The sequence below is a fragment of the Arthrobacter alpinus genome, from assembly GCF_001294625.1.
Taxonomy (GTDB): domain Bacteria; phylum Actinomycetota; class Actinomycetes; order Actinomycetales; family Micrococcaceae; genus Specibacter; species Specibacter alpinus_A.
This window is the reverse complement of sequence record NZ_CP012677.1, coordinates 550,453-575,777: the sequence shown is the minus strand read 5'-3', so window position 1 is coordinate 575,777 and position 25,325 is coordinate 550,453. Positions and strand designations below refer to the sequence as shown.

Annotated in this window: 25 protein-coding genes, 1 tRNA gene and 1 pseudogene; 5 read left to right on the top strand and 22 right to left on the bottom strand. The window is 63.1% G+C overall.

Annotated elements, in window-relative coordinates; translation table 11 throughout:
- Positions 1-2 precede the first annotated feature (2 nt).
- The 7 genes and pseudogenes from AOC05_RS02515 to mca all read right to left on the bottom strand — a co-directional run bounded on the left by AOC05_RS02515 (position 3) and on the right by mca (position 5,342).
- Positions 3-515, bottom strand: a complete 513-nt coding sequence (locus AOC05_RS02515) for an ABC transporter permease (protein ID WP_062005411.1) — start codon at positions 513-515, stop codon at positions 3-5.
- Positions 449-814 (bottom strand): hypothetical protein, encoded by a 366-nt coding sequence (locus tag AOC05_RS02510; RefSeq protein ID WP_062005409.1) that lies wholly within the window; start codon positions 812-814, stop codon positions 449-451. The genes AOC05_RS02515 and AOC05_RS02510 overlap by 67 nt, the downstream gene beginning before the upstream one ends.
- Before the next feature lie 34 nt (positions 815-848).
- Complete coding sequence (locus tag AOC05_RS02505) at positions 849-1,205, bottom strand: hypothetical protein (RefSeq protein WP_062005407.1); 357 nt, start codon at positions 1,203-1,205, stop codon at positions 849-851.
- Positions 1,202-1,483, bottom strand: a pseudogene (locus tag AOC05_RS02500) (ATP-binding cassette domain-containing protein); the annotation flags it as partial. The pseudogene AOC05_RS02500 and the gene AOC05_RS02505, both read right to left, overlap by 4 nt.
- Positions 1,484-1,812: 329 nt before the next feature.
- Positions 1,813-3,996, bottom strand: a complete 2,184-nt coding sequence (locus tag AOC05_RS02495; protein WP_062005406.1) for a thioredoxin domain-containing protein — start codon at positions 3,994-3,996, stop codon at positions 1,813-1,815.
- Positions 3,997-4,005: 9 nt separating this feature from the next.
- Positions 4,006-4,377, bottom strand: a complete 372-nt coding sequence (locus AOC05_RS02490; RefSeq protein ID WP_062005404.1) for a hypothetical protein — start codon at positions 4,375-4,377, stop codon at positions 4,006-4,008.
- Positions 4,378-4,433: 56 nt separating this feature from the next.
- On the bottom strand, positions 4,434-5,342 hold the full coding sequence (gene mca / locus AOC05_RS02485) for a mycothiol conjugate amidase Mca (RefSeq protein ID WP_062005402.1): 909 nt from the start codon (positions 5,340-5,342) through the stop codon (positions 4,434-4,436).
- 242 nt (positions 5,343-5,584) lie between these two features.
- On the opposite strand from mca, the gene AOC05_RS02480 reads away from it, so the two are divergent.
- Together AOC05_RS02480 and greA are read left to right on the top strand one after the other, a co-directional pair.
- The gene (locus AOC05_RS02480) at positions 5,585-5,914 is read left to right on the top strand and encodes a DUF4307 domain-containing protein (RefSeq protein ID WP_230085525.1); all 330 of its coding nucleotides are present in this window, start codon (positions 5,585-5,587) and stop codon (positions 5,912-5,914) included.
- Positions 5,915-6,115: 201 nt separating this feature from the next.
- Positions 6,116-6,607 carry a transcription elongation factor GreA gene (gene greA, locus AOC05_RS02475; protein ID WP_062005398.1) on the top strand — a complete coding sequence of 164 codons (492 nt, stop codon included), beginning with the start codon at positions 6,116-6,118 and terminating at the stop codon, positions 6,605-6,607.
- A gap of 57 nt (positions 6,608-6,664) precedes the next feature.
- Here the strand turns inward: greA and ilvA are convergent, their stop codons facing one another.
- The 3 genes from ilvA to AOC05_RS02460 form a co-directional block, all read right to left on the bottom strand.
- The gene (ilvA, locus tag AOC05_RS02470; RefSeq protein WP_062005395.1) at positions 6,665-7,903 is read right to left on the bottom strand and encodes a threonine ammonia-lyase; all 1,239 of its coding nucleotides are present in this window, start codon (positions 7,901-7,903) and stop codon (positions 6,665-6,667) included.
- Positions 7,904-7,966: 63 nt separating this feature from the next.
- Complete coding sequence (locus AOC05_RS02465) at positions 7,967-9,193, bottom strand: AI-2E family transporter (protein WP_062005393.1); 1,227 nt, start codon at positions 9,191-9,193, stop codon at positions 7,967-7,969.
- A gap of 78 nt (positions 9,194-9,271) precedes the next feature.
- Positions 9,272-10,219: an aldose 1-epimerase family protein gene (locus AOC05_RS02460; RefSeq protein ID WP_062005391.1), complete on the bottom strand. Its 948-nt coding sequence runs from the start codon at positions 10,217-10,219 to the stop codon at positions 9,272-9,274.
- Between the two features lie 140 nt (positions 10,220-10,359).
- Here AOC05_RS02460 and AOC05_RS02455 point away from each other — a divergent pair, with 140 nt between their 5' ends.
- The 3 genes from AOC05_RS02455 to galK are packed head-to-tail and all read left to right on the top strand — an operon-like array spanning position 10,360 to position 13,495.
- Positions 10,360-11,190 (top strand): DeoR/GlpR family DNA-binding transcription regulator, encoded by an 831-nt coding sequence (locus AOC05_RS02455; protein ID WP_082357693.1) that lies wholly within the window; start codon positions 10,360-10,362, stop codon positions 11,188-11,190.
- On the top strand, positions 11,187-12,338 hold the full coding sequence (galT, locus tag AOC05_RS02450) for a galactose-1-phosphate uridylyltransferase (protein WP_062005389.1): 1,152 nt from the start codon (positions 11,187-11,189) through the stop codon (positions 12,336-12,338). The genes AOC05_RS02455 and galT overlap by 4 nt, the downstream gene beginning before the upstream one ends.
- Entirely contained in the window at positions 12,335-13,495 is a 1,161-nt protein-coding gene (gene galK, locus AOC05_RS02445) for a galactokinase (protein ID WP_062005387.1), read from the top strand. The genes galT and galK overlap by 4 nt, the downstream gene beginning before the upstream one ends.
- A gap of 115 nt (positions 13,496-13,610) precedes the next feature.
- On the opposite strand, the gene AOC05_RS02440 is transcribed toward galK, so the two are convergent.
- The 12 genes from AOC05_RS02440 to AOC05_RS02385 all read right to left on the bottom strand — a co-directional run bounded on the left by AOC05_RS02440 (position 13,611) and on the right by AOC05_RS02385 (position 25,284).
- On the bottom strand, positions 13,611-14,798 hold the full coding sequence (locus AOC05_RS02440; RefSeq protein ID WP_062005385.1) for a TerC family protein: 1,188 nt from the start codon (positions 14,796-14,798) through the stop codon (positions 13,611-13,613).
- 119 nt (positions 14,799-14,917) lie between these two features.
- Positions 14,918-15,763 (bottom strand): Bax inhibitor-1/YccA family membrane protein, encoded by an 846-nt coding sequence (locus AOC05_RS02435; RefSeq protein ID WP_062005383.1) that lies wholly within the window; start codon positions 15,761-15,763, stop codon positions 14,918-14,920.
- Between the two features lie 248 nt (positions 15,764-16,011).
- A tRNA-Leu gene (locus tag AOC05_RS02430) sits at positions 16,012-16,087 on the bottom strand.
- Between the two features lie 59 nt (positions 16,088-16,146).
- Complete coding sequence (locus AOC05_RS02425) at positions 16,147-16,647, bottom strand: GNAT family N-acetyltransferase (protein ID WP_062005381.1); 501 nt, start codon at positions 16,645-16,647, stop codon at positions 16,147-16,149.
- A gap of 121 nt (positions 16,648-16,768) precedes the next feature.
- Positions 16,769-18,187: an NAD(P)/FAD-dependent oxidoreductase gene (locus AOC05_RS02420; protein ID WP_062005379.1), complete on the bottom strand. Its 1,419-nt coding sequence runs from the start codon at positions 18,185-18,187 to the stop codon at positions 16,769-16,771.
- Positions 18,188-18,339: 152 nt separating this feature from the next.
- A complete protein-coding gene (locus AOC05_RS02415; RefSeq protein ID WP_082357692.1) occupies positions 18,340-19,764 on the bottom strand; it encodes a S8 family peptidase in 1,425 nt (474 codons plus the stop codon).
- Positions 19,765-19,795: 31 nt separating this feature from the next.
- A complete protein-coding gene (locus tag AOC05_RS02410) occupies positions 19,796-20,767 on the bottom strand; it encodes a Ppx/GppA phosphatase family protein (protein WP_062005377.1) in 972 nt (323 codons plus the stop codon).
- A gap of 78 nt (positions 20,768-20,845) precedes the next feature.
- Positions 20,846-21,514: a DUF501 domain-containing protein gene (locus AOC05_RS02405; protein ID WP_062005375.1), complete on the bottom strand. Its 669-nt coding sequence runs from the start codon at positions 21,512-21,514 to the stop codon at positions 20,846-20,848.
- Positions 21,515-21,614: 100 nt separating this feature from the next.
- Positions 21,615-22,388 carry an FtsB family cell division protein gene (locus AOC05_RS02400; protein WP_062005373.1) on the bottom strand — a complete coding sequence of 258 codons (774 nt, stop codon included), beginning with the start codon at positions 22,386-22,388 and terminating at the stop codon, positions 21,615-21,617.
- Positions 22,389-22,519: 131 nt separating this feature from the next.
- A complete protein-coding gene (eno, locus tag AOC05_RS02395; RefSeq protein WP_062005371.1) occupies positions 22,520-23,800 on the bottom strand; it encodes a phosphopyruvate hydratase in 1,281 nt (426 codons plus the stop codon).
- Positions 23,801-24,026: 226 nt separating this feature from the next.
- Positions 24,027-24,518, bottom strand: coding sequence for an FBP domain-containing protein (locus tag AOC05_RS02390; protein ID WP_062005369.1), 492 nt, complete (start codon positions 24,516-24,518; stop codon positions 24,027-24,029).
- Positions 24,519-24,618: 100 nt separating this feature from the next.
- The gene (locus AOC05_RS02385; protein WP_062009235.1) at positions 24,619-25,284 is read right to left on the bottom strand and encodes a MazG nucleotide pyrophosphohydrolase domain-containing protein; all 666 of its coding nucleotides are present in this window, start codon (positions 25,282-25,284) and stop codon (positions 24,619-24,621) included.
- Positions 25,285-25,325: the final 41 nt, after the last annotated feature.

The following is a 25,325-nucleotide window of genomic DNA, read 5'->3' as shown; positions in this document are numbered from 1 at the left end:
TGCTAAAACCTTATGGCGTCCATGACCTTGACCCTGATCGCCACGAGCGCCGGGATGGCACCGGCGAGCGCCCCCACCAGCACCGAGGCCCCCAACCCCAACAGTGCGGCCTCCACAGGGAAGGCCGGGTAAAGGTCCAGGCCGGGCGCCACCTTCGATTCGATGAACGGGTTCTTCACCACGACCACTGCCAGCATCACACCCAGCGCGCCGGCCATGGTGGTCCCCACCACCGACTCCATCATGACGCCGGTGAAGATCCGCCCAGACGTGGCGCCGAAGCTGCGCCGGATGCCGATCTCGCGCACCCGGTACCGGACGGTAACCATGGAAACATTCAACAGCCCCACGGCGCCCAGCAGCAGGATCAGGGCCGCAATGCCCGAAACCAGCAACTGCACCATGGCAAAGGGGTCCCCGTAGGCGGCGTAGTCGCTGCGATACACGTTCACGAACCTGCCGGGCAACTGCGCCTGCAGCTGCGGGCCCAGCACACCCACCAGCTGTTCGGCCATGCCAGCCGGCGCCCAATCCGCAGTTCCTGGCCCATGCCGCCGCCCTGCATCTCACCAATGCCCACGGCCGCCGCCGCCTCCGTGAGCATGAACGCCTGCGGCATCGCTTCCGGATAGGCGTTGGGCATGACCCCGATGATGACCGCGGTGGAATTTTGTTTCCCCAACACCTGCACTTGCGGCTGTGCAACCAGGTTCGGCCGTCCGGCGGCTGCATAGAAGGCTTCGTTGACGACGACGGCGGGAGCCAGCCGGGCGGCGTCGTCCGCGGCAAACCAGCCTTCTTGGGTGACGTCCACACGGTGAATGACACGTACTGCGGATCCACCACCTTCAGTTCAACGTTTTGGACCCCCTGGGGGAACTGAAACCTGCCCTGGGTTTGCATGATGCGGGAGGCGTGCGTGAACCCGTACCGTTCAATGGCGGCATCGAGCACACGGCTAGTCCTGGCGGAATCCGTGGCTGCCCCATGGGATCCGAGTAGACGGACACCGAGAGGGTGGCCTCGCGGCCGCCATCACGTTCGGAGTTCATCCGCATACCCTCCCTGGCCAAGTTGCCCACCCCCACCACGGAGGTGAGGACAGCGACGGACAGGGCAACTCCGATCAGGTACAGCAGGACGCGGGTCTTGTGGATGCGCAGCTCGGAGAAGGCCTCCACCACGGTGGAGATCAGCGCCGTCATGCCGGCACCCCTGCGCCCGCACCGAGCAGCTGGTCAGTGGCTGACAGCACGCCGGCGTCCAGCCGGTAGCGGGTGCGGGCACGGGCGGCCACGTTGGCATCGTGGGTGATGGTGAGAAGTGCCGCACCAGATTCCGTGGCGATGGTGTCCAACAGGTCCATCACCGCCTGACCGGTTTCCAGATCCAGCGCACCGGTGGGCTCATCGGCGAGGATCAGCCGCGGCCGGCGCACCAGGGCACCGGCAATGGCCACGCGTTGCTGCTCGCCACTGGAGAGCATGTGCCACCGTGTTGGTCACGGTGGCCCGAACCGGTGCAATGGGGGGGCCTCGATCCGCGCCTGCGGCACCAGCGACTCACCTTCGGCGTTGATGCCGTCGATAAAGGCCATCTTCACCAACGCGATGGCTATCGCACTAAAAAATCAGTAGCCACGCAAGGGGAAAATCACACGTCGCAGTACTCGCACACCAGGCCCATTTCGGAAGATCCCCCACTGCCCGCCGGACGGGGAGGTGTTCAGAACAATCTAGCCGATCACCGTGCTGGCCCCGGCGGATGCTCGTCACAAAGGGGGGGTGGCTGGCAAACGGCGGGCCTGAAAGCTCAGAGCAGCAGCTTTCCCAGTTCCTGCACATCACTCACGGGCCGGGCGCACACCATGCCCTGGCAGACATAGGCCAAGGCGGTGGGTGAGCCGCCCCGACCCTGGAGCAGCGGCACAGGGGCGGCTCCCACCCCGTCCCACACGGCAATCACCATCCCTGGTGACCCCGACGCCCAGGCCCGTTGCACCAACGCGTCGCGATGTGCCCCGGCCGGGCCCACAACGGCCACTTCCCGGGGTCCCGCGGCCAGGGCAAGGGACGCGCCCAGCATTCCGCCGGCGGAGCGGGGCGCCCTCCGTGCCATCTCGGGCACGGTTCCCAGCAGATGGTGCGCGAGTTCCAGGTGCCGGGTTGAGCCGGTGTAGGCCGCCCAGGCGATGACGGCGTCGGCCAGCATGGCCACCCCACTGGCGGTTGCGTTGTCAAAGGGATCGGCGAAACGTGAGCCGTGCAGCCCTTGGCTGGGGCCCGCTGAGGCGCCGTTATGGTTGAGCACCACCCCGTCGGCGATGAATTCGGATTCCAGCGCGGCCATGAGTTCTCCGGCAAACTCAAACCACCGCTGCTCCCCCGTGGCCGCATACAGGGTCAGGTAGCCGTTGGCGCAGGCAGCATAGTCCTCCAGCAAGCCCTTGATGCCGCGCGCCGTTCCCTCATGGGAGACCCTGAACAGTTGCGCGCCGTCCCAATGGACGCTCTGCAAGTATTCGCCCAGTACGACGGCGGCGCGTACGTAGGCGGGCTCGGCCAGGACAGCGCCTGCTTCCGCCAGGGCCGCCATGAGCATCGCATTCCATGATGCCACCACTTTGTCGTCGCGTGAGGGCATGAGACGGTGGGCTCGTTGCACCAACAGGGCGGGCTTGATTCGCAGCCAGGAGGCGCGTTGCTGCCCGCCCAAGGAACGTCCCGGATTAAGCGGCAAGGCCGGCGCCCCGTCGACGCCCATGCTCCGTGCCACCGAGGCGGCCAACTGCAACGCGTCCTGACGCTGCTGCACTATCAGCTCTTCCACAGCCACCAGGTGCCCGGCAGCCAGGGTGCGCTCGGCTGCGAACGTCGACAAGGCTGCCGCCGTGAAGTCAGCCATGCTCCATTGGTAGCTAGCGCCTTCGCGGTGCACCCCGTCGATCACGGTGTCCGCATCCAGGGAGGAGGCAAAGGCGCCTGTGGGAAGCCGCATTTCGCGCATGAGCCAGCCAACACTCGCCTCCACGGCGGCCCGGGCATCAGCCACATCCAACCGTTCCGGCAGGTCCTGGGTATGGTTGTCGGCCACAGCGCCGCCCGCCTGGGCCAGCCGAATCCAATGCACCAGCACCCGCAGCAGCCCGGCGTTGTCGTAGAGCATCTTCTCATAGTGCGGTTCGGACCAGTCGGCGCTGACACTGTACCGGGCAAACCCGCCGCCCAGCTGGTCAAACAACGCTGAATGTACCATCGCGGACAGCGTCCGACCCGCCAGCCCGAAGGCCACAGCACCGGAGGAGGATGCGTCAGAAGAAGCAGCGTGGCGCAGCAGGAATTCCAAGACCGGCGTCGGCGGGAATTTCGGTGCCATCCCAAATCCGCCGTTGACCGGATCCTGTGCCCGTGCCAAAGCCAGAACAGCGCAGGATGCCCCCGCAGACCAATCGGGAGTGTCCGGCGTCGTCAGCTCAACAGCGCCGACGCTCACTTGGAGCAGCGGCTGGGCCAAGGCCTCCGCGAGTGAGTCTGCCGTTTCAAGGACTTGCATGCGGCGTTGCGTCCACGCCTCTGTGACAGCGCTCAGCACTTGCGCAAAGGAGGGCCGCCCGTCCACGGGATGGGGCGGGAAGTACGTGCCGGCGTAAAACGCCAGCCCGTCGGGGGTGAGGAAGACGCTCATTGGCCAGCCGCCCTGGCCGCTGAGGGCCTGGGTGGCCGCCATGTAGGCGTCGTCAACGTCTGGGCGTTCCTCCCTGTCCACCTTGATGGCCACAAAGTGCTCGCCAAGGTAACTGCCAATGGCCGGATCCTCGAAGGACTCCCTCGCCATGACGTGGCACCAGTGGCAGGCGGCATAACCGATCGAGAGGAAGACGGGCACATCCCGCCGGCGGGCCTCGGCGAACGCGGCGTCGTCAAACGGCTGCCACTCCACAGGATTTTCGGCGTGCTGGCGAAGATAAGCGCTAGGTTCGCCAGCAAGCCGATTCATGATGTGGCCCTAGTTTTTCTTTACAGTTCCTGCGGGCGCACCCGTGTCAGTGCCGGGCCCGTCCTCACCGTCGTCGTCCTCGTTGGTTGAATACGCGGCCGCACGGGTAGCCTCCTCGGACATGATGGGAATGCCCATGTACTCCGCGCCGGGCCCGTGCGAGCCACCCACTAGGCCCTCTTCGACCTGTGCGCGGTAGCGAACGCGGCGTACACGCTTGGTCATGTCGCGGATCAAGAAAAACATGACCACCACAATGCTGAAGGTGATGACGAAGCCCAACAGTCCCGGCGTGATCTGGTCTTCACTCAGGCCCGGGCGCAATGTCGGCAGCGGCGGGCTGGGCGGGGTGGTGGTGGCGATCAAAATCAATGTGTGCACAATTCGTCTTTCGTTTCATCCCCGTCGGCTAGGTGCACGCGGGAAACGTCCACTACCTATCGTAGGCCAGCAAACAGGTCATTTTCGGGCACGGTGGTCGGTACCCGGAAATCTATCAGCGAATAGTCTTCCCACGGCCACACTTTGCGCTGCATCTCAGGAGTGACGGCAAAGAAGAAACCGGCAGGGTCAACCTGTGTGGCATGGGCGCGCAAGGCATCGTCGCGCTTTTCAAAGTACTCCCCGCAATCCACCTGGGTGGTGGCGGGGTGTGAGCCGACCGGGGGGGTGTGCCCCTCGGTGTCCGCCTCCAGCCAGGCCGCCAGTCTCTGTGCGTACGGGGAAGCCAAGCCGGCTTCCTCCAACGCGAAATGCAGGGCACGGAAGCGCTGGGGGTTGAAGGCGAGATCGTAGTACAGCTTCTGCGGTTCCCAAGCTGCACCGGTCCCCGGGTAGCGGCCGGGATCCCCGGCAGCGTGGTAAGCCTCCACCGTGACCTTGTGGGCCATGATGTGGTCCGGGTGCGGATAGCCGCCGTTCTCGTCATAGGAGATGATCACGTGCGGGCGGAACCTGCGCACCAAACGCACCAACGGCGCCGCAGCAATTTCCAGCGGCGTCAGCGCAAAGCAATGGGCGGGCAGGGCTGGCAGCGGATCCCCCTCCGGTAGCCCGGAATCGGCAAAGCCGAGCCATTGCTGCTCAATTCCCAAGATGGCGGCTGCCTTCGCCATCTCCAGACGGCGGGCGCCTCCCATGTCACGGCTCGAATGGGGGTCACCCTCCATGGCCGGGTTTTGAATGCCTCCGCGTTCGCCTCCTGTGCAGGTGGCAACCATGACACTGACACCGGCCGCGGCGTAGGAGGCCATCATGGCGGCACCCTTGCTGGCCTCATCGTCGGGGTGCGCATGGACAGCCAACAAGCGCAGCGGTTCGGCGGGATTCCCCTTGGTGGTGGTCACGTCGGCTACCTTCGATTCTTAGAGCTATGGTGGAAGATGAAGTCTGCTCGAATGAACGCTAAACTTGCCCTGTCCGTATTCCGTTCCCTAGGGGGACGGCCAGCCCGCGATGTGAACCGCGGAACACGAGCGTGGATGCAGTGACAAATTTGAATTCTCCAGCAGCTACCAGCCTAGCTAATCGTTACGGCACTCCAAAGCGAGCGCTGTCCAAAAAAGCCAAAATAATTATCCTGTCAGTTGTGGGTGCCCTGTCACTGACGTGGATTCTCTGGGTGGTGGTGGGAGGAAATACCGGAATCTCGCAAAAACTTGTCAGCTATGAAGTGGTGGATCCCACATTGGCCACTGTTGACATCGCCGTCACCAAAGATCCCGGCGCCACAGCCCAGTGCGCGGTGAAGGCCATGAACTCCACCTACGCGACCGTGGGTTGGAACATCATCACCATTGGCCCCAACGGTACCGCGGATGGCAGTGAAAACGGGCGGACGACGACGGTGCGCGGGCAGATGCGCACCGACTCCCTCGCAGTAACCGGAGTTGTCGAAAACTGTTGGATCGTCGAGTAGGGGTAACACGCCCGCAACGATTCTTGGGTTTATCCAAGTTATTGACTAAACTGAGTACTATTACTTGTGCCCCGCTTGGTCACCTTTGAATGTTCCGCGTTTGGAACGTGCACATCACGCGATGTTCGCCCCAGCTGCGTTTCACCTTTGGAACGGCCTTTGGCGGGGTCTTTGCTTTTTTGTACACTCAAGGAGAAGACCGTGCCTACCACCAACAGGGCGTCAGCAGCCTGGCTGACGCAGGAAGCATTCGATCGACTGAAGGCCGAGCTGGTGCAGCTTTCCGGCCCCGGACGGGCCGAGATCGTCAGCAAGATCGAGCAGGCCCGCTCCGAAGGTGACCTCAAGGAAAACGGCGGGTACCACGCCGCCAAGGATGAGCAGGGCAAGATCGAAGCCCGCATCCGCCAACTGAGCGAGCTGCTGCGCGACGCCCATGTGGGCGAAGCCCCCGCCGACGATGGCGTTGTGGAGCAAGGCATGGTGGTGGTGGCCTTGATCGCAGGAGATGAGACACAGTTCCTGCTCGGCAGCCGTGAAGTTGGCAGCACCGACATGGATGTCTTTAGCGAACGCTCACCTCTCGGCATGGCCATCATGGGTCACAAGGTTGGCGACAAGATCAGTTACGTTGCACCGAACGGTAAGACGATCGACGTCGAGATTCTCGCCGCCAAGCCACACAAGGCGTAAGCCCCAACAAAAAAAGCGGTGACTGGACAGCTGTCCAGTCACCGCTTTTTCATTGCTTTAGTGGACCACTATGGGCTGGAAGCCTTCGGCGCGCAGCGCGGTGAGCACCAGTTCGCAGTGTTCATGACCCTTGGTTTCCAGGTCAACCGTGATGGAAACATCGCCCATGGAGATGGAACCACCCACGCGTGTGTGGTCCACTCCGGTGACGTTGGCGTCGTTCTCGGCGATGATCCGTGAAATGGTGGCCAGGGCGCCCGGCCTGTCGTTGAGCATCATGCGCACCGTCAGGAACCTCCCGGCGGCTGCAAGACCGCGCTGGATGACCTTGAGCATGAGCATCGGGTCGATGTTGCCGCCGGAGAGGATCACCACCGTGGTGCCCGGATTTTCAATCTTTCCTTCCATCAGCGCGGCAACGCCCACGGCCCCGGCAGGCTCGACCACCATCTTGGCGCGTTCCAGCAGGAATATCAGCGCCCGGGCTAGGGAATCCTCACTGACCGTGATGACGTCGTCGACCAGTTCACGAATGATGGAGAAGGGCAGCTGGCCTGGCCGGCCCACCGCGATGCCGTCGGCCATGGTGGAGACCTTTTTCAGGGGCACAAGTGCGTCCGCTGCCAACGACGGCGGGTAGGCGGCGGCGTTCTCGGCCTGCACCCCGATCACCCTGATTTCGCGCCCCAGTTCCTTGGCCCGGGCCTTGACGGCCACGGAGACGCCTGCGAGCAGCCCACCACCGCCAACACCCATGATGATGGTGTCCACGTTGGGCACCTGGTCAAGAATTTCCAAACCGATGGTCCCCTGCCCCGAGACCACATCGACGTTGTTGAAGGGGTGCACAAACACGGCGCCGGTCTCATTCGCATACCGCTCGGCTTCGGCGAGGGATTCATCGACGTTGAAGCCGTGTAGCACCACCTCGGCCCCGTGCCCGCGCGTGGCAGCCAGTTTCGGCAGTGCAACGCCCACGGGCATGTAGATCCGGGCCTGGATGCCCAGTGCCTTCGCGGCCACGGCCACGCCCTGGGCATGGTTGCCTGCCGAGGCCGCCACCACGCCGCGGGCCCGTTCCTCGGGTGTCAGCCGTGCCATGCGAACATAAGCGCCACGGACCTTGAAGGAGCCTGCCCGCTGAAGGTTCTCGCACTTGAAGAAGACCTCCGAGCCGGTCATCCGGCCTAGTGCGCGCGAGCTTTCGATGGGTGTGAGCGCAATAATTTCCTGCAGCAGCTCCCGCGCACTTTCAACATCGGCAAGGGTTACGGGAAGGTCGCTTGTTGCGTTCACTTTACTGTTCTCTTTCTCAGGATTTCTTCGGTGGAGCGGGGACTAATGGAAAGTGGGCATGTTCTAGCTGGGGTCCTTGGGTGACCCCGGCGCCATAGGCGGCTCGTGCGAAGGGGTGGACTGCGCGGCGGTGGCTTGCGACTCGGCGGCCACGGCCGCCCCACCGGCCCGCAGACCATAGATGTCGGGCAGGGCGGCATCATCTTCCCAGCTTCTGCCCGCGATGTAGCGGATGAAGGAATTTGCCGCAGCCAGCACCGGCACCGCGAACAAGGCGCCGAGGATGCCGGCGACGCTGGATCCGGCCGCAACCGCCAAGATGACGGCCACGGGGTGCAAGGACACGGCCCGGCCCATGATGAACGGCTGAAGCAGGTGGCTTTCCAGCTGCTGTACCAGCAAGACGATGCCGAGCATGATCAGTGCATTGACCCAGCCGTTGGCCACCAGGGCCAGCAGCACGGCGACGGCGCCTGTCACCAGGGCACCGACCACCGGGATGAATGAGCCGATAAAGACGAGCACTCCCAAGGGCAGGGCCAGAGGAACCTGGATGATGGCGGCTCCGGCGCCGATGCCCACGGCGTCCACGGCGGCCACCAGGATCTGCACGCGCACGTAGTTGCCCAGGGAAAGCCAGCTGCGGCGGCCAGCCCCATCCACTGCCGGGCGGGAGCGGCGCGGGAAGAGACGAACCATGAACGCCCAGATCTTCTCGCCCTCCAGAAGGAAGAAGATCAAGATGAACATTGTGAGCAAAAGCCCCGCACCGAAGTGCCCAAATCCGCTGCCGATTCCCAGCGCGGAGGAAACAATGGTGCTGCCATTGTTCTGCACTGCGTTGAGGACGTCTTGGAGATAATTGCTGATTTGATCACTGCTCAGGCTCAGCGGCCCGCTCATCAGCCAGTCCTGGATCTGGATCACGCCCGTGACGGCGCCTTCACTCAGTGCGGTGACGCCGGAGACCATTTGCCGGCCCACCAGGTATAAGCCGCCGACCACCACGGCAATGAGCCCCAGTTCGGCGATGGCAACGCTGAGCCCGCGTGGGAGGCCGAGTTTACCCAGCCCCTTGACCACAGGAAGCAGCAGGGCTGCCAGCAGTGCGGCCACCATGAGGGGGATAATCAAAATAGTGACGTAGCTGAGCAACCAAATCAGTATGCCGGCGACCACGACGATCGTACCGACCCGCCAGGCCCATGCTCCGGCAACTTTCATGCCAAAGGGGACCACTGATTGTTCACTGTCTTGGTAGCGCTCTGAGGGCTGTTGCGAGGGCGTCATATGTCAATAATTCCCTACCCGGCAAAGATATGTTAAACGCCGTCCATTTGCGCCGTGTCGCAGCTGGTGGGAAGTCCCTTATTCGAGGACAGAATCTATGCCCCAGCGCATGGTGAATGAGGCTCCTGGCTCCAGCCACTTCAGGCCCTCGCCGGAGTTGAACGCGTTGGCCGGCCCGGTCATGGGCTCCATGGCGACGGCCAGGGAGCGGCCGGGGAAAGTTTCGGTGATGTAGACGTGGACGTAGCGCACAGTGCCGTCGTGCCACAAACTCACGCTGCGCCCATCCGGTGCGTGCAGCGTGTGCCGGGTCACGCCGTCGTCCGCGGAAGGACCGTCGTCCGCGGCGGAGCCGGCAAGGTGCGTGAAAGCGGTATCCATGACAGCGTCCTTGACGGGGCGCCCGTGGCGTAAATCGTAGATGCCACCCACCGGAACCCGGTCCGTGGGGATCATGCGGTCCGTGACTGCCAGGCGAGTCTGCGCGTCCACCATGATGGTCAGTTCCTCCGGCGCCGTATTTCCTATGCGGAAGTACGGGTGCGCCCCCAGGACGAAGGGCGCCGGTGTCGGTGAGTCGTTGATTAGCGTCTGTTCCACGCGCAGTTCCCCGGACTCGAGGAGCTCGTACCGGACTTGGTGCCTGGCCAGGAACGGGTAGCCATGCTGCGGGAAAATGCCTGCCTCCAGCAGCACGTGATGATCGGAGGACTCCAGTGCCGTGTAACCGGTATTGCGCAGCAATCCGTGAATGGCGTTGTTGCGCTCAACTTCGGTGATGTCCAGTTGCTGGACGGTGCCATTTAGCTCCCATCGCCCGCCGTCCACCCGGTTGGCGAACGGGGCAAGGGTGATGCCGGCCGCGCCGGGAGCGGTCCCGTCCGTGCCGTAGCTTTCCACCAGTTCAACACCGGCGCGGTCGTAGTAGCGTAGCCCTGCCGCTAGGGACGCGACGATGACGCAACCGCCGCCGCGTCGCAAAGTGAACTGCTGGCCGCTGGCGGCAAGAATCCTTGGAGTGTTCATACAGCCAAGCTACACGCCCAACACGCTGGCAAGCGGACCAGCATCGCCACGTTACTAGCAAAATACCCCAAATGATGTAAGAATTTGTTTGAAAGTATTCTTTTTAGTCCGAACATGTAGCTCCTGAGCAGAGGATTCCCATGCTGGCACCTGAACGTCAGTCACGCATCTTGAAGGAACTCCAACTCCACGAGGCAGTGCGGGTGACCGATATCGCCGCGACGCTCAATGTCTCCGAGATGACGATCCGCCGCGATATTGAAACCCTTGATCAGCAAGGGCTCGCCAGAAAAGTCCACGGCGGTGCCATGGGCCTGGTACGGCTCAGCGCTCTGGAACCTGGGTTCTCGCTGAATGTGGATAGAGAACTGCAAGCCAAGACCTCCATCGCCCGCGAAGCTTTGGCCCTGATCCGGCCCGGCATGGCGCTGGCCCTGACAGGCGGCACCACCACCTACCAGCTGGCCGTTCACCTGTCCGCCGCCATGGAAACACTGCACAACCTGACAGTGGTGACCAACTCCTTGAAAGTGGCCGAACTCCTGTACCGCCATCAAGGCGATTCCCAGTGCCATGTCATTGTCACCGGTGGCGAGCGCACCCCGTCGGAAGCCCTGGTGGGTCCCATCACGCTGATGGCGCTGCGCACCCTCAACACGGACCTGTGTTTTATGGGCGCGCACGGTCTGGATGCCCAGCGTGGCCTGACCAGCCCCAACCTGCTCGAGGCCGAGACCAACGCCGCGTTCATCGAGTCCACCAGCCGCCTGGTGGTGTTAGCCGACAGTACCAAGTTCCAAGTCCGTGCGCTGGCCACGATTGCTGCGGTGAGTGCTGTGGACACGATCATCACCGACGACGGCACCAGCGTGGCCATGCGCGAACTGTTCGCCTCCCTTGTCCCAAACTTCACAGCTGCGGCACCCGCCACCCCGAATGCCCTTGCGCCCACAACAGGAAAGCCCCTATGACGATTGCCACCAGCACCCACTTGGCCGACGGCCGGGAACTCATCTACTTTGACGACGGCCAACACGCCAAGGCTCACACGGCCCTGGACACCAGGCCGCTTGATCCGCGCTCGGAAGAGAACACCGGCGAGCTTCGCTTCGACGCCCTGACGGGCGACTGGGTGGCCATTGCCGCACACCGCCAGACCCGTACGTACCTTCCACCCGCAAACCAGTGCCCGTTGTGCCCCACCACCGGGGAGAACCTGTCCGAGATTCCCGATTCAAGCTACGACGTTGCGGTATTTGAGAACCGTTTCCCCTCCCTGGGACCAGCCCTGGGCGCCATTGCCCAGGCCCCGGTCTGGGGCACCAAGGGGCGCGCGTTTGGCCGCTGCGAAGTGGTGGCTTTCACCCCGGAGCACACCGGCTCCTTTGGTGGGCTGTCCACCCAACGTGCCCGCACCGTCATTGACGCATGGGCGCAACGGACAGAGGCGCTGAGCGCGTTGCCCGGCATCAAACAGGTCTTCCCCTTTGAGAACCGCGGCCAAGACATTGGCGTGACGCTGCACCACCCGCACGGGCAGATCTATGCATATTCCTACGTACCACCGCGCAGCGCCGTCATGGCCACAGCCGCCCTGAAACACTTTCAGGCCCACGACGGCCGGGAGACACTTCTGGGCTCCATCGTGTCCAAGGAGTCAGCGTCAGGCGAGCGGATGATCGCCCAGGGCAAGCACTTCAGCGCCTATGTGCCGTTTGCCGCGCACATGCCCCTGGAAATCCACCTCACCCCGCACCGGCAGGTAGCCGACTTCACGGCGCTCAACGACGCCGAACGCGACGAGCTCGCCGTCATGTACCTTGATGTCCTGCGCCGCGTGGACAACCTCTACGACACCCCCACGCCGTACATTGCCGCCTGGCACCAGGCGCCGCTGGATTCGGCACTCCGCGCGCCGGGCCGCTTGCACCTAGAACTCACCTCCCCGCGCCGCGCCGCCGACAAGTTGAAGTTCCTAGCCGGTTCCGAAGCCGCCATGGGCGCCTTTATCAACGACACCACCCCTGAGCAAACGGCGGCCGTGTTGCGTGCCACCTCCACCGCACTAAAAGCTCCCGCCGGAGCCAAAGTGACAGATCAGAAAGTTAGGATCCGATGAGTGAATCCTTGAGCCCGGAACAGATCGTGGAAGCGTTCACCGCCGCGTTTGGGCAGGCACCCGATGGTGTGTGGTCCGCTCCCGGGCGGGTGAACCTGATTGGTGAGCACACCGATTACAACGAAGGCTTTGTGCTGCCGTTCGCCATTGACCGCACGGCCGGTGTTGCCATTGGCCTGCGCCAGGACAGCACCGCACGGCTGCTCTCCAGCTACGGCGACCAGGGCGTGGTCACGGTGGACATGGACTCGCTTTCGCACGACACCATGAGCGGCTGGACGGCTTACCCGCTGGGCGTGGTGTGGGTGCTGGGCCAGATGGGCGTCAGCGTTGGCGGCTTTGACCTGTTCTTGCACTCTACGGTGCCGTCAGGGGCCGGCTTGTCCTCCTCGGCAGCCATCGAGTGCGCCGTGGCGAGCGCGTTCAACGAGCTGGCCGCCGCCGGATTGAGTTCCAAGGAGCTGGTGTTGGTGGGCCAGCGGGCGGAGAACGAGGTGGTGGGTGCTCCCACGGGCATCCTGGACCAGTCGGCGTCGTTACTGTCAACCCAGGGCCATGCCGTGTTCCTGGACTGTCGCACACAGACCTCTCGGCCGGTTCCCTTGGATCTGGCCGCGGACGGGTTGCTGGTCCTGGTCGTGGACACGAAGGTCACGCACGCCCATGCCACGGGCGGCTATGCTGCCCGGCGCGCCTCCTGTGAACTCGGTGCGCAGGTCCTTGGTGTTGCGGCCCTGCGCGATGTCACCGCGGCGGATCTGGGGGAGGCTGCCGGCTTGCTGGACCCTGAAACGTTCCGCCGGGTGCGCCACATCGTCACGGAGAACCAGCGTGTCCTGGACACTGTTGCCGTGCTGGACGACGCCGGGCCGGGGGCCATTGGTGCGCTTCTCACCGCCAGCCACGCCTCCATGCGCGACGACTTTGAAATCTCCTGCCCCGAACTTGACCTCGCCGTGGACACGGCCCTGGCGCACGGGGCGTTGGGGGCCCGCATGACAGGTGGCGGCTTTGGCGGTTCGGCCATCGCCTTGATTCGCGCCGCCTCCGAAGCAGCCGTCCGCACTGCCGTGCTGGCTGCCTTTGCCGACGCGGGGTTCACCACTCCTGACATCTTTGCCGTCTCGCCCGCACCCGGAGCGCGACGGCTCCAATAACTGCGCAAGGCGAGTCCTGCCGTCGTGCTTAAACAACTGTGACGCACTCGTTGGACCCAAACCGTGAAATTCACGAAAGGGCGCAACAAGTGCGTCACAGATTTTTAGAGCGGGCTTACTTTTTCAGGTAATCCTTGTGCTGCTGGTGAGCCGTGGCAATCTGCTCAAAGATCTCCTCGGAGTCCTTGTGCTTGTCACGGTACTTCGGCTCCATGGTTTCGATGGCCTTCTCCTCGACCATGAGCAGGCTGTAGACACGCTCGCGCTCGCCCTGATCTGCTGTGTAGTCCAGATCCAGGTAGCTTTCGGCGTGGCGGCGGGCGTTGTTCAGGACCGTCTGGGCCTTACCGGACTTGCTGACGAGGGAGGCGATGATGGTCACGGCCAGGACGCCGATGATCACCATCAGGGACAGGCCCGTGGAGATCTCGAAGACCGGGACGTGCTCGCCACCGTTGATGAACGGCAGGTTGTTCTCATGCAGGGCGTGCAGGACCAGCTTGACACCGATGAAGGCCAGGATGGTGGCCAGGCCGTAGGAGAGGTAGATCAGCCTATCCAGGAGGCCGTCCAGCAGGAAGTACAGCTGACGCAGGCCCATCAGGGAGAAGGCCGTCGCGGTAAAGACGATGAACACGTTCTGGGTCAGGCCGAAGATGGCCGGAATGGAGTCCAGGGCGAAGAGCAGGTCGGTGCCGCCAATGGCGACCATGACCAGCAGCATCGGAGTGAGGACCTTCTTACCGTCGATCTTGGTGAAAAGCTTGTCACCGTCGTACTGATCAGAGGTGTTGAACAGGCGCTTGGCCAACTTGATGATGAAGTTGTCGGCGCCTTCGTCGTTGCTGTCCTCCTCCTTGAGCAGGTTCCCTGCCGTGATGAGCAAGATGATGCCGAAGATGTAGAACATCCAGGACCAGGTGTTGATCAGCGCGGCACCGGCAAAGATAAACGCTGTGCGGGCGATCAGGGCGAAGACGATGCCGAAGAGCAGGACCTTCTGCTGGTCTTCGCGGGGTACCTTGAAGCTAGCCATGATGACAAGGAAGACAAAGAGGTTGTCGACACTCAAGGCCTTTTCAGTGATGTAGCCGGCAAAGTACTCCCCGCCCATGGTGGCACCGCCGAGGATCCAGACCACCACGCCGAAGACAAGGGCCAGCCCCACATAGATGGAGGACCAGATGGCGGCCTCACGCAGGGTGGGAATGTGCGCCTTACGGATGTGGAAAAAGTAGTCAAAGGCCAGCAGGGCCAGGATGACGACAATGGTGATGCCCCAGATCAGAGGGGATACGTTCATGAGGTACTTTCGCTTGTGGCAGGGTAGCAGGTTCTGCCGGATTTTTTTGGTAAATGGGATTAAAGCCCGGCCTGGTATACAGACCGGGCTATCCGGGTGTTAATTCTTGGGGCGGGACGCTAGTTGTTGCCGCGCAGGATGGCAAGCAGGCGCAGGATCTCCAGGTACAGCCACACCAAGGTCACCGTCAGGCCAAAGGCGGCCGTCCAGGCGTATTTGGCGGGCACGCCGTTCTGGACGCCCTTTTCGATCGAGGTAAAGTCAACGATCAGCGAGAACGCGGCCAGCCCGATGGCGAACAGGCCGATGACCACACCGAACGGGATGTTGGTTCCGGGAATGTTCATCCCGTTGATGCCCCAGGGGGTCGTGGTGACGTTGAAGACCATCAGGAAGAAGTTGATCAGGGAGAACAGCGCGTAGCCGGACAGGGCGATGATGAAAAAGCGTGTCATCTTGGGTGTGGCACGAATCTTGGCGTTGCGGAAGAGTACCAGCGTCACCAGGAACACGCTCAGGGTACCCAGCACGGCCTGGATGGCGATACCCGGGTAGACCTGTTCCAGAATTCCGGAGATGCCCCCCAGGAACATGCCTTCAAACAAGGCGTAGCTAAGGATCAGCCCCGGGGAGGGCTGCTTCTTGAAGGAGTTGACCAGGCCCAGCACAAGGCCCACGATCATGCCGGGCCACATCAGCACCGGCACGAACCAGCCAAGGGCCGCGCCAACAAGAACCAATGCCAGGGTGAAGACAGTCTTCATGATGACGTCGTCGTAGCTCATGCGCCCGGTCTGCGCACCCTTGGCAGAGGGCTTGTTGTACAGGTCCTGCAACTGACGGGCAGAAAGCTGTGCCTGCCCCGGCATGGTGTCCGTACCGCCGTTAATGTAGCCGCCCTGTGAGGCGGGAACTTCCTTGAAGTTCTTGTTGTTGGCAAAGACCGGGTTTCCACCAAGTGCCATTGTGCTGATTCCTCCAGATTGGGGGTAAATAGTGCTTCTACTCTATCAAGTACGACGCTCGGAGCATCCAGTTTGTTCCCGCAGAGCGTCATTATCAGGGATCTACCAGCTAATGTTCATCTGCTGTTCTTCCAAACGTCAGTTCAGGCACTTGAAACGCGGCTAAAACTCTCGCTGTGGCTGGTGCCCCAATGAGAAAGGGCCACGGCCCAGAATCCCTCACAAGGGCTTCCGGACCGCGGCTTTAGTGGTACCCCAGGTCGGACTCGAACCGACACTTTACAGATTTTAAGTCTGTTGCCTCTGCCATTGGGCTACTGGGGCGCGGGTATGGCACCCGGTGTCGTTAACACTACTGGAATTTGGGCAGGGGCCGAAAACTCTCACAAGTTGTTAAAAGGTTCCGCATATTTGAAATGGCCGCGGATGCCGGTATGGAATCCAGCCAGCGGCAGGGCCATGAAATGTGAACCCCACGACGGGTCCGGGGAAATGATGCCCACGGAATCAGCCGGGACAAAGCCAAACCGCGGATAATAGTCGGTACTGCCCAGCAAGAGGACAACGGGTTCACCCGCGGCATTGGCCGTGTCGATGGAAGCCTGCATCAGTGCCGAACCCACACCTTGTTGTTGGTAGGCGGACAGCACCCCAATGGGACCGAGCCCTAAAGCGGGGCTCTCCCCCACCCAGCCGCGGGTACTGATCACGTGGCCAAGGATCTCCCCGGACTCCGATTCTGCGACAATCGACAGTTCCGGCAGGTACTCCCTCGAGGCAAAGAGTTCCCGCAGAAGTTTTGCCTCCACCGGTTCCGGGAACACCTGCTCAATCAGGGCAAAGATCTCCGGCCTGTCGGCTGGCTTTTCACGTCTAATGATCATCGGATTAGTCTATTCCCCGTTTCCGCGCCCACAACCGGCGATTCTCCGCATACCAGCTGTTGAAAAACAACAGGTATGCGGAGAATCGCCGGTTATGCCCAATATGCGTAAAAGGCCCGAACTACTTCGAAGCTGTCACTTCTTCTTTGGCTACCTCGGCCGGCTTTGCAGCAGGCTTGGGTGCCGGGGTTGCGGCGGCGACGAAGGTGCGGCGGGGGGCCTGCAGGTTTTCCAGCTGGGCCAAGTCACGGCCCGCCAGCATGGTGACGAACCAGTCCATGATGACGCGGAACTTGCGCTCCACCGTGGGCATGGCCAGGCCGTGGTAGCCGCGGTGTGCCAGCCAGGCCAGGGGGCCCTTGAGTTGGATGCCCATGATCTTGGCAACACCTTGCCACTCGCCGAAGCCTGCAACGGCGCCGAGGTTCTTGTGCTTGTAGCCCTTCAACGGCTTGTTGAAGCGGCTGGCCCACAAGTTCTTGGCGAGACGCTTGGCCTGGCGCAGGGCGTGCTGGGCGTTCGGGACGCAGGTGCCGTCCGGCAGTCCGCCGGTGACATCCGGGACGGCTGCAATGTCGCCGGCAGCCCAGGCGTTCTCGATGACGCCGAATTCTCCGGTGACCTGCAGATTCGTGTTGGTGGAGACACGGCCGCGGGGTTCCAACGGGAAGCCGGTGGCGCGGATCATGGGGTTGGCCATGACGCCGGCGGTCCAGATCAGCGTGTCCGCATCAAATTCCTGCGCCACGCTCTTGTCCGGCAGGTTGATGAGCTTGATGCCGTCGCCCTCGGCGTTGTCCAGGGAGGTGTTTAGCAGAACTTCCATGCCGCGGCTGCGCAGGTGCTCCACAACCCAGACGGCCTGCTTCTCGGTGACCTCGGGCATGATGCGGCCCATGGCTTCCACGAGCACGAAGCGCAGTTCGGACTGCTCCACGCGGTTGTTGAGCTTGACGGCGGCGCGGGCCATGTCCTCGAGCTCGGCAATGGTCTCGATGCCGGCAAAGCCGCCGCCGACGACGACGAACGTCAGGTGGCGCTTGCGCACAGCCGGATCGGTCTCGGTGCCGGCCTGCTCGATGAGCGAGAGCACCTGGTTGCGCAGCGCAACGGCTTCTTCAATGGTCTTTAGGCCGATGCCTGATTCGGCCAGGCCCTTGATCGGGAAGGTGCGGGTGATGGCACCGGCAGCCATGACCACGTCGTGGTACGGCAGCTCGAACGGGGTGGCACCGTCAACCGGGGCAATGACTGCCGTGCGGTTTTCATGGTCGATGCTCGTGACGGAGCCCTGGATCAGCTCAGTGTGCTTGAGGTGCTTGCGGTGCGACACCACTGCGTGACGTGCCTCGATGTTGCCGCCGGCAACCTCGGGCAGGAAGGGCTGGTACGTCATGTAGGGCAGGGGATCAACAAGGGTGACGATGCCACCGGACTTTGCGATCTTCTTCTGCAGGTTAAGGGCCGTGTACAGGCCGACGTAACCGCCGCCAACTACAAGGACGCGTGGTCGTGCTGAGAATGTGGGTGAAATTGCCATATTCACATGATACTACCGTTTGTGAAAATATTCACTAACAGGTTACAGGCATTGCGTAACGCAGTTGCTCAGCCCCGTTTTGAGTGCTCCAGGCCCTGTTCGGCGGGCACGCCCACGCAGGGGGTGCACGCCGGGTGGGAACGGCATGGGGGCTAGTGCTTGTGACCGACCCTCTCGGCTGTGGTGCCGCCACCGTCTGTGCCGGATGCGACGTCGGCTCCAGCAGTTCCCGAGGGTCCCGCGCCTCCCGCCGTCAGGAGCCGGCGTCGCACCAGCAATAGATGCGTGCCTCCACCGGCTAGGATCAGCACTATCAGGCCCAGGAATCCCAGCGAGATCAGTGCCGGGGCGCTACTTGTCAGCTTTTCCGCCGGCAGGGCCTGGGGGGCCGCTGCCTCGATCAGTGTCGGTTTGCTTCGTGGTGCGGTGGGCGCGGAGCTAACTGTGGGCGGCGCTTCACTGACTTGGCCCCGGCGGTGCACATGAATCCAGTCGGCAATGCTGCCGAGCGGGTTTTTCTCGACGACGGGCACATCGGTCTTCAGGGCCGCGTCGGCGTCCAGTATCCCGTACCCGTACAACGCATTAGGTACGCCGTCACCCTTGGGTTTGGCGGTTGAGATGATCCGGTTGATGACCTGCGCCGCAGACATTTCCGGGTACTTGGACCTGATCAGGGCCGCCACCCCGGAGACGATGGGTGCTGCACCGCTGGTCCCGCTCCACCGCGCATAGCCGCCGCCCGGCAGCCCGCCGGCCAGATCCTCGGCAGGGGCGCTCACCCCAATGCTGATGCCCTGGGAGGAGGAGTCCACACTGGCGTTGCCGTCCTTGTCCAGACCACCCACGGCTAGGACGCCGGGAATCGTGGCTGGCGCGCCGACTTGTTCGCTCCCGGACTTGCGGTTTCCTGCGGCTGCCACGATGACCACGTCCTTAGCTTCGGCATAGGCAAAGGCGTCATCCCAGCTCTGCGGCCATGCAGTGGAGGTGCTGCCCAGGGACATGTTGATGACCTTGGCGCCGTTGTCAACAGCCCATGTCACCGCGGCGGGGATTTGGTCGTCAATGTTCTTTCCTGACGGGTTTTCGCTTCCGAGCCAGACGGACACGCTGAGCATTTCGGCTTTGGGTGCCACTCCGATCACGCCGTCGGGGCCGGCGCCGACGGCGGGCTCTGAACCCGGTTTCGCTGAAGCGTCGGAGTGTCCGCGGCCGCCGAGCATGGTGGCCACGAGCGTGCCGTGCTCGGGCTCGGCGCCCACACCCTTGGTGCCCTTGGCGTCTCCGGAGCCGGACATGTCGGTTCCGCCCACCACTGCACCCTTGAGGTCAATGTGGGTGGTGTCGATCCCGCTGTCGATGACGGCAACCTTGACGCCTTCGCCCTGCGAAACTTCCCAGGCTTTAGTGATTCCTGACTGTTCCAGCCAGTATTGGCGGTTGCGGATGTCGTCGGCCGAGGCCGCAGGGGCGCCTGCCAAGGCCATTGACGCGGCCATCGCCAGAGTCACGGCGGCGGCTGCGATGCTGCGCAACCGTGTCCGTTGTTGTTGTGGCCGTGGCGCTAAGGCCATGAATGCTCGTTTCCGTCGAGGGCGTCCGGGCTCAGTCGAGTCTCCCGGCCGCGCCTAGGGCGATTCCATCCAGAATATCGTGTTCACTGGCGGTTGCCGATTCCAGGCGCCCCTGGGTCAACACGGCAAGCCTGCGCAGCACCGTCCGCCAGATGAGCGAACCGGCGCCAATCACATCTACACGCCCCGGGTGCATGAAGCCTAGGCTGGCTCGTTCTGCCCGGCTCATGCCCAGCAGTTCGCCAGCCGCCTTGTCCATGTCTTGCAGGGGTACGACGGCGGCATGGATGGCCTCGCTGTCATAGCTGGCCAGTGCGAGGGCTTGGGCCGTGATGGTGGTGACAGTGCCTGCCACCCCCACCACCCGCGTCACAGCGGCCAGGGGTACCACGGCCAGGACATCGACCAGTTTCGCTTCCACGGCTGCCTCGGCCGCTGCGATTTCCGTAGCGGTGGGCGGGTCGCTGAGCAGATACCGTTCGGTGAATCTGACGCAGCCCATGTCGGTGCTGATGGCGGCCTGGACGCCGTCGGCGTTTCCCACCACAAACTCGGTGCTGCCCCCGCCTAAGTCAACGACCAGAACCAGTTCATCCTTCAGTGTCGGCAGGACGCTGGCGGCACCGGTAAAGGACAGTCCGGCTTCCTCCGCTCCGCAGACAACGACAGGTTCCACACCCAGCCGGTCTTTGATGCCGGCAACAAAAACGTCACGGTTGCCGGCGTCGCGTGTTGCACTGGTGGCAACAAACCTGATGCGGTCTACGCTGTGGTCCCGGATGAGTGCCGCGTAGTCCTCCGTCGCGGCAAAGGTGCGCTCAAGCGCCTCGTCGGCCAGCATTCCCGTGGCGTCAACGCCCTGTCCCAACCTCACCACGCGCATTTCGCGAAGGACGTCGGTCAGTATGGGAGTTTCGCGTTCCCGCCCGTGGCCGCCCGTGGCGACGTCGGCGATGAGCAGGCGGATGGAGTTGGTCCCACAATCAATGGCGGCGACGCGCATCTGGCAAACCGTCCCTTCGGGTTGGGCGAAAACTGGCTGGCAAACTTTTGAGTGGCGTTATCTGGCGGGCGGTGTGGCTTAGCTTTTTTGTTCGCCAGCTTGTTTGGCCGCCAGGGCATTGAGGTGTTTCACATGGCGGCTCAGGTCCTTGCTGGGCACAGGCGCGCTGTCGTTCCAGGCGCCTTCGCAATAGCATTTCTCCGCGGTCCACCATGGAGCTAACGCCGCCAGCACTTCATCGCCTAGCGGGTTGACTCCCGGTCCGGCGGCCAGGGCATGTCCGGCCAGAACGTGCAGGCACTTCACCCGGGTGGGCATGCCGCCAGCGGAAATGCCGGCAATTTCCGGAACCGGCCCGGTGCCGGCCCGTTCGCCGATAGCGACCCGTGCGGCGATGTAGGCCTCGTGTGCCTTGTGGTAGGCAGCGGCTAGATCGGCGTCGGTGGCCAGGCGTTCGCTCATCTGAGTCATCATGCCAGCTGCTTCCATCCGTGAAGCGGCCGCGGTGATAACCGGGTGTGTGAGGTAGAACGTGGTGGGGAAAGGGATTCCGTTGCTTAGCCGTGGAGCCGTAGCTGCGACCAGCGGGTTGCCGCACACGCAGCGGGCCGGGATTTCAACGACGTCGCGTACGGGACGGTTGAGTTGGCGGCTCAACGTGTCGAGATCGTGCTGCGTGGGTACGCGCCCGCTTGTCGCGGAGCTTGCTGATACGGGCACCGGCGTCCTTCCTGAAGGAATTCTCATGTGCGCACATCCCCGGGGAATGGGGCGCCCGCACTTGGATAGCTGTTCTATCCAGCTAACTATTTTAGCGTGCCAGTCCGCACTTAAAATTCGGGCGTTATTAGTTTGCTGGTGGAGTTGCTGGTGGGTTCGAAGGAACTGGCGGCGCTACAGGTGTCTGCACTGCCACTTCGGAGGACTTTTGAACGGAGGACAAGAGCCTGTCCACCCACGGTTCGGTGCTGATCTCGGTGGCATTCTTGGCCGAGGTGGCTGCCGCCGCGGCTGCCTTGGCGGCGTCGGGCGAACCCGCTATGGCCTCAACGCCGTCGGCGCCATAAACCCAATACCCTGTTTCTCCCGGCATCAGCATGCTGACCCGGTCGCGGGCTTGTTGCTTGACGAAGGCGGGGTCATTCCAGCGGGCAAGCTCTGACTGATAACTGGTTTGTTGCGCCGTCTTCTCCGCGATGTCCAGTTTGAGGGCCGAGATCTCCGCCCGTTGTTCCATGAACGTGTGCACATTGGGGGCCAAAACCACTGTAAGGGCCGCCATGGCCAGGCCGATGACCAGCAGCCGGCCGGAAAATGAGCGGGCCGGCACCGGCGTGGTGCTGGCGTCGTGAATGACGCCTTCTTGCCGGCCACGGTCAAGCCCCGGCGTGGCATGCTCGCGGTTGTCGCCCATGGCGGTGGGCGCTGCGGCGGCTGGGCGGCCAGGATCCTTGACGGAGCGTGATTTTCCGGCCGACACCGGGGTTCGATGCGCATTCTTTTTGGAGGCCGCCGTCACGGTTGTTTCAGCGGGCGTGGGCTGCTCCTTTGAAACAGCTGGCGCCTTTGCTGACCCGGTGGTGAACTGCGCACTGGGCACTTTGGGACGACGCGTGGCCATGAATCTCCTGATACTTCTGCTGGGAACTTCGGCAGGCCAACGGGGAAAGTCCCTCGTTAACGCCGAAAGGCGCGGCAACTGGTTTAGGTGTGTATTCCACCTTAGCGAGTTGCCGCACCCTACTGCAGGATTTAGCCCTTGAAACGCGGGAAGGCGCTGCGGCCGGCGTAGCGTGCAGCATCTTCGAGGTCTTCTTCGATGCGCAGCAGCTGGTTGTACTTGGCAACTCGCTCGGAGCGTGCCGGGGCGCCGGTCTTGATCTGACCGGCGTTGGTGGCTACGCAGATGTCGGCGATGGTGGTGTCCTCGGTTTCGCCGGAGCGGTGCGAGGTGATGGTGGTGTAGCCGGCACGCTGGGCCATGGAGACTGCGTCCAGGGTCTCGGTCAGGGAACCAATCTGGTTCACCTTCACCAGCAGCGAGTTGGCTGTCTTGGTCTCGATGCCGCGGGACAGGCGCTCTGGGTTGGTGACGAACAAGTCATCGCCCACGATCTGCACCTTGTCGCCGATGGCGTCGGTCAGAGTCTTCCAGCCTTCCCAGTCGTCCTCATCCAGGGGATCCTCGATGGAGACGAGCGGGTAGTCGGCGACGAGTTCGGCGTAGTAGGCGCTCATCTGGGCTGCCGTGAGTGCCTTGCCCTCGAACTGGTAGGCGCCGTCCTTGAAGAACTCGGAGGAGGCCACGTCCAGTGCTAGGGCGATGTCCTTGCCTGCAACGTAGCCTGCACGCTCAATGGCAACCAGGATCAGGTCAAGTGCTGCGCGGTTGGAAGGGAGGTTCGGTGCGAAGCCGCCCTCATCACCCAAACCGGTGGAAAGGCCCTTTTCCTGCAGGACGGACTTGAGGTTGTGGTAGACCTCAACACCCCAGCGCAGGCCCTCGGAGAACGTGGCTGCACCCAACGGCACAATCATGAATTCCTGAATGTCGACGTCGGAATCGGCGTGGGAGCCGCCGTTGAGGATGTTCATCAGCGGGACCGGCAGAACGTGGGCGTTCGGACCACCCAGGTAGCGGTACAACGGCAGATCGGCGGAGGCTGCCGCTGCGCTGGCAACGGCCAAGGAGACGCCCAAGATGGCGTTGGCGCCGAGCTTGCCCTTGTTCGGGGTGCCGTCCAGTTCCAACATCATGGAGTCGATCAGACGCTGTTCCATGGCGTCCACGCCCTCGAGCTCGGGTGCGATGACTTCCAGGACAGCCTCAACTGCCTGCAAAACACCCTTGCCCTGGTAGCGGGCCTTGTCGCCGTCGCGGCGTTCCACGGCCTCGAAAGCACCGGTTGAGGCGCCAGAGGGAACCCCTGCGCGGCCTACCGAGCCGTCTTCTAGAAGAACTTCGACCTCGACGGTCGGGTTTCCTCGGGAGTCCAGAATTTCGCGTGCATGAATGGCTTCAATAAGTGCCACGTGTTGCTCCTAATCGTCAGCTTCGAGCGGATAGTTGTCGACCACGCTGTCGGACTCAATCCTAACGCGTAAGCGTGACCCGGCACTCATTGCTACGCGGAGCGCGCCAGTGCACCCTCCAGGACCGCCTATCCGGGGTGAAGTAGCCGGTGCGCACCGAAACTAGTCCGGCGCAGGCCCCCGGCCCGGGCCTGCACAAGCACCGTCGACGCCACCGGTCACGGCTTTAGCTCTGAACGCGGGCCAGAAAGCGTTCGGTGCGCTCGCGCAGTCCCCGAATTTGGCGTTCGACGACGACTGCCGGGTCCGGCTCGATCTCGTTGGCGGACGGTTCCTTGCGGACGCTGGCCGAGCAGATGAAGTCCGCACAGATCAGCGTCCCCACCGAGTTTCCATCACGACCCGACTGGCCTGCACGTTTGCTGACCCACAGGTGGACATCTTCTTCGGAGTAAACGTCGCGGCACAGTTCGCACAGGATCCTGCGCTTGGCTCCGCTGCCGCCTTCCGGCGCCCGGAGCATAATGCCCACCACCCGCTGGTCAGTGCGGATGACAAGGTAGCCGCGCATCGGCATTTTTGCGTCGCGCCAGCCCAGGAAATCAAGCGATTCCCAGTCAAGCGTTGCAAAGTTGGTTGGCAGGGTCAGCTTGGCAGCTTCTGAACGGCTGGCGTTCACGAAGCAGGAGCGGATTTGTTTTTCAGAGATTTGTTCCACAGCGATGAGTCCTCAAATATAGAAAAGTGCCCTCTCGGGCGGGTAGTACACCACGGCCCAGGTGTCCATTGGCCGTGGTTCACGCTGGGCCCGTAAATAGCTAGTGGTTGTGCAGGTCAGTGAAAAATTGTGGCCTCTGGAAGGCCCGAACGGCGTGCCGCAGGGCCCGCTCCGCATCCAGGCCCTGGGCGCGTGCTGACCGGACGACGTCGAACAACAACTCCCCGAGTTCGCCTTCTGTCATGCCGGACTCGCCATCACCGCAAGCACCCCCGCCGCCCAGGGGCAGGCCGGCACGCTCGGCCCGGTCAAGGCTTTTTTGCGCCAGCGCCAGCGCCGGCAGGGCCGCCGGGATACCGGCAAAGGCATCGGCCCGCCCGGCCCCGGCCGCCCCTGGAGCTTGTGCCCGTTCGGCACGCTTGACCGCGTCCCACGTCGCCACGATCTCGGCAACGCTCGCCGGAAAGGTGTCCTGCAAAGAACCGTCGGGACGGAATACGTGGGGGTTGCGGCGAACCATTTTATCTCCCAGCCCGCGCGCTACGTCGGCAAAGTTGAACGAGCCTGACTCCTGTGCCAGACGCGCGTGCACAGCCACCTGGAACAGCACGTCCCCGAGTTCTCCGGCCACCTCGGAAGCCGCGCCACCTTCAAGTGCTTCGATCAGCTCGTAGCTTTCCTCCAGCAGGTACTCGGTGAGCGAGGCATGCGTGAGCGCTGCGGTCCAGGGGCAGTGCTCGCGCAGATTGGCGATGATGCCCAGCAACCGGGCCGTCTGCGCGGGAGCAGAGTCGGCTCGGTCACATG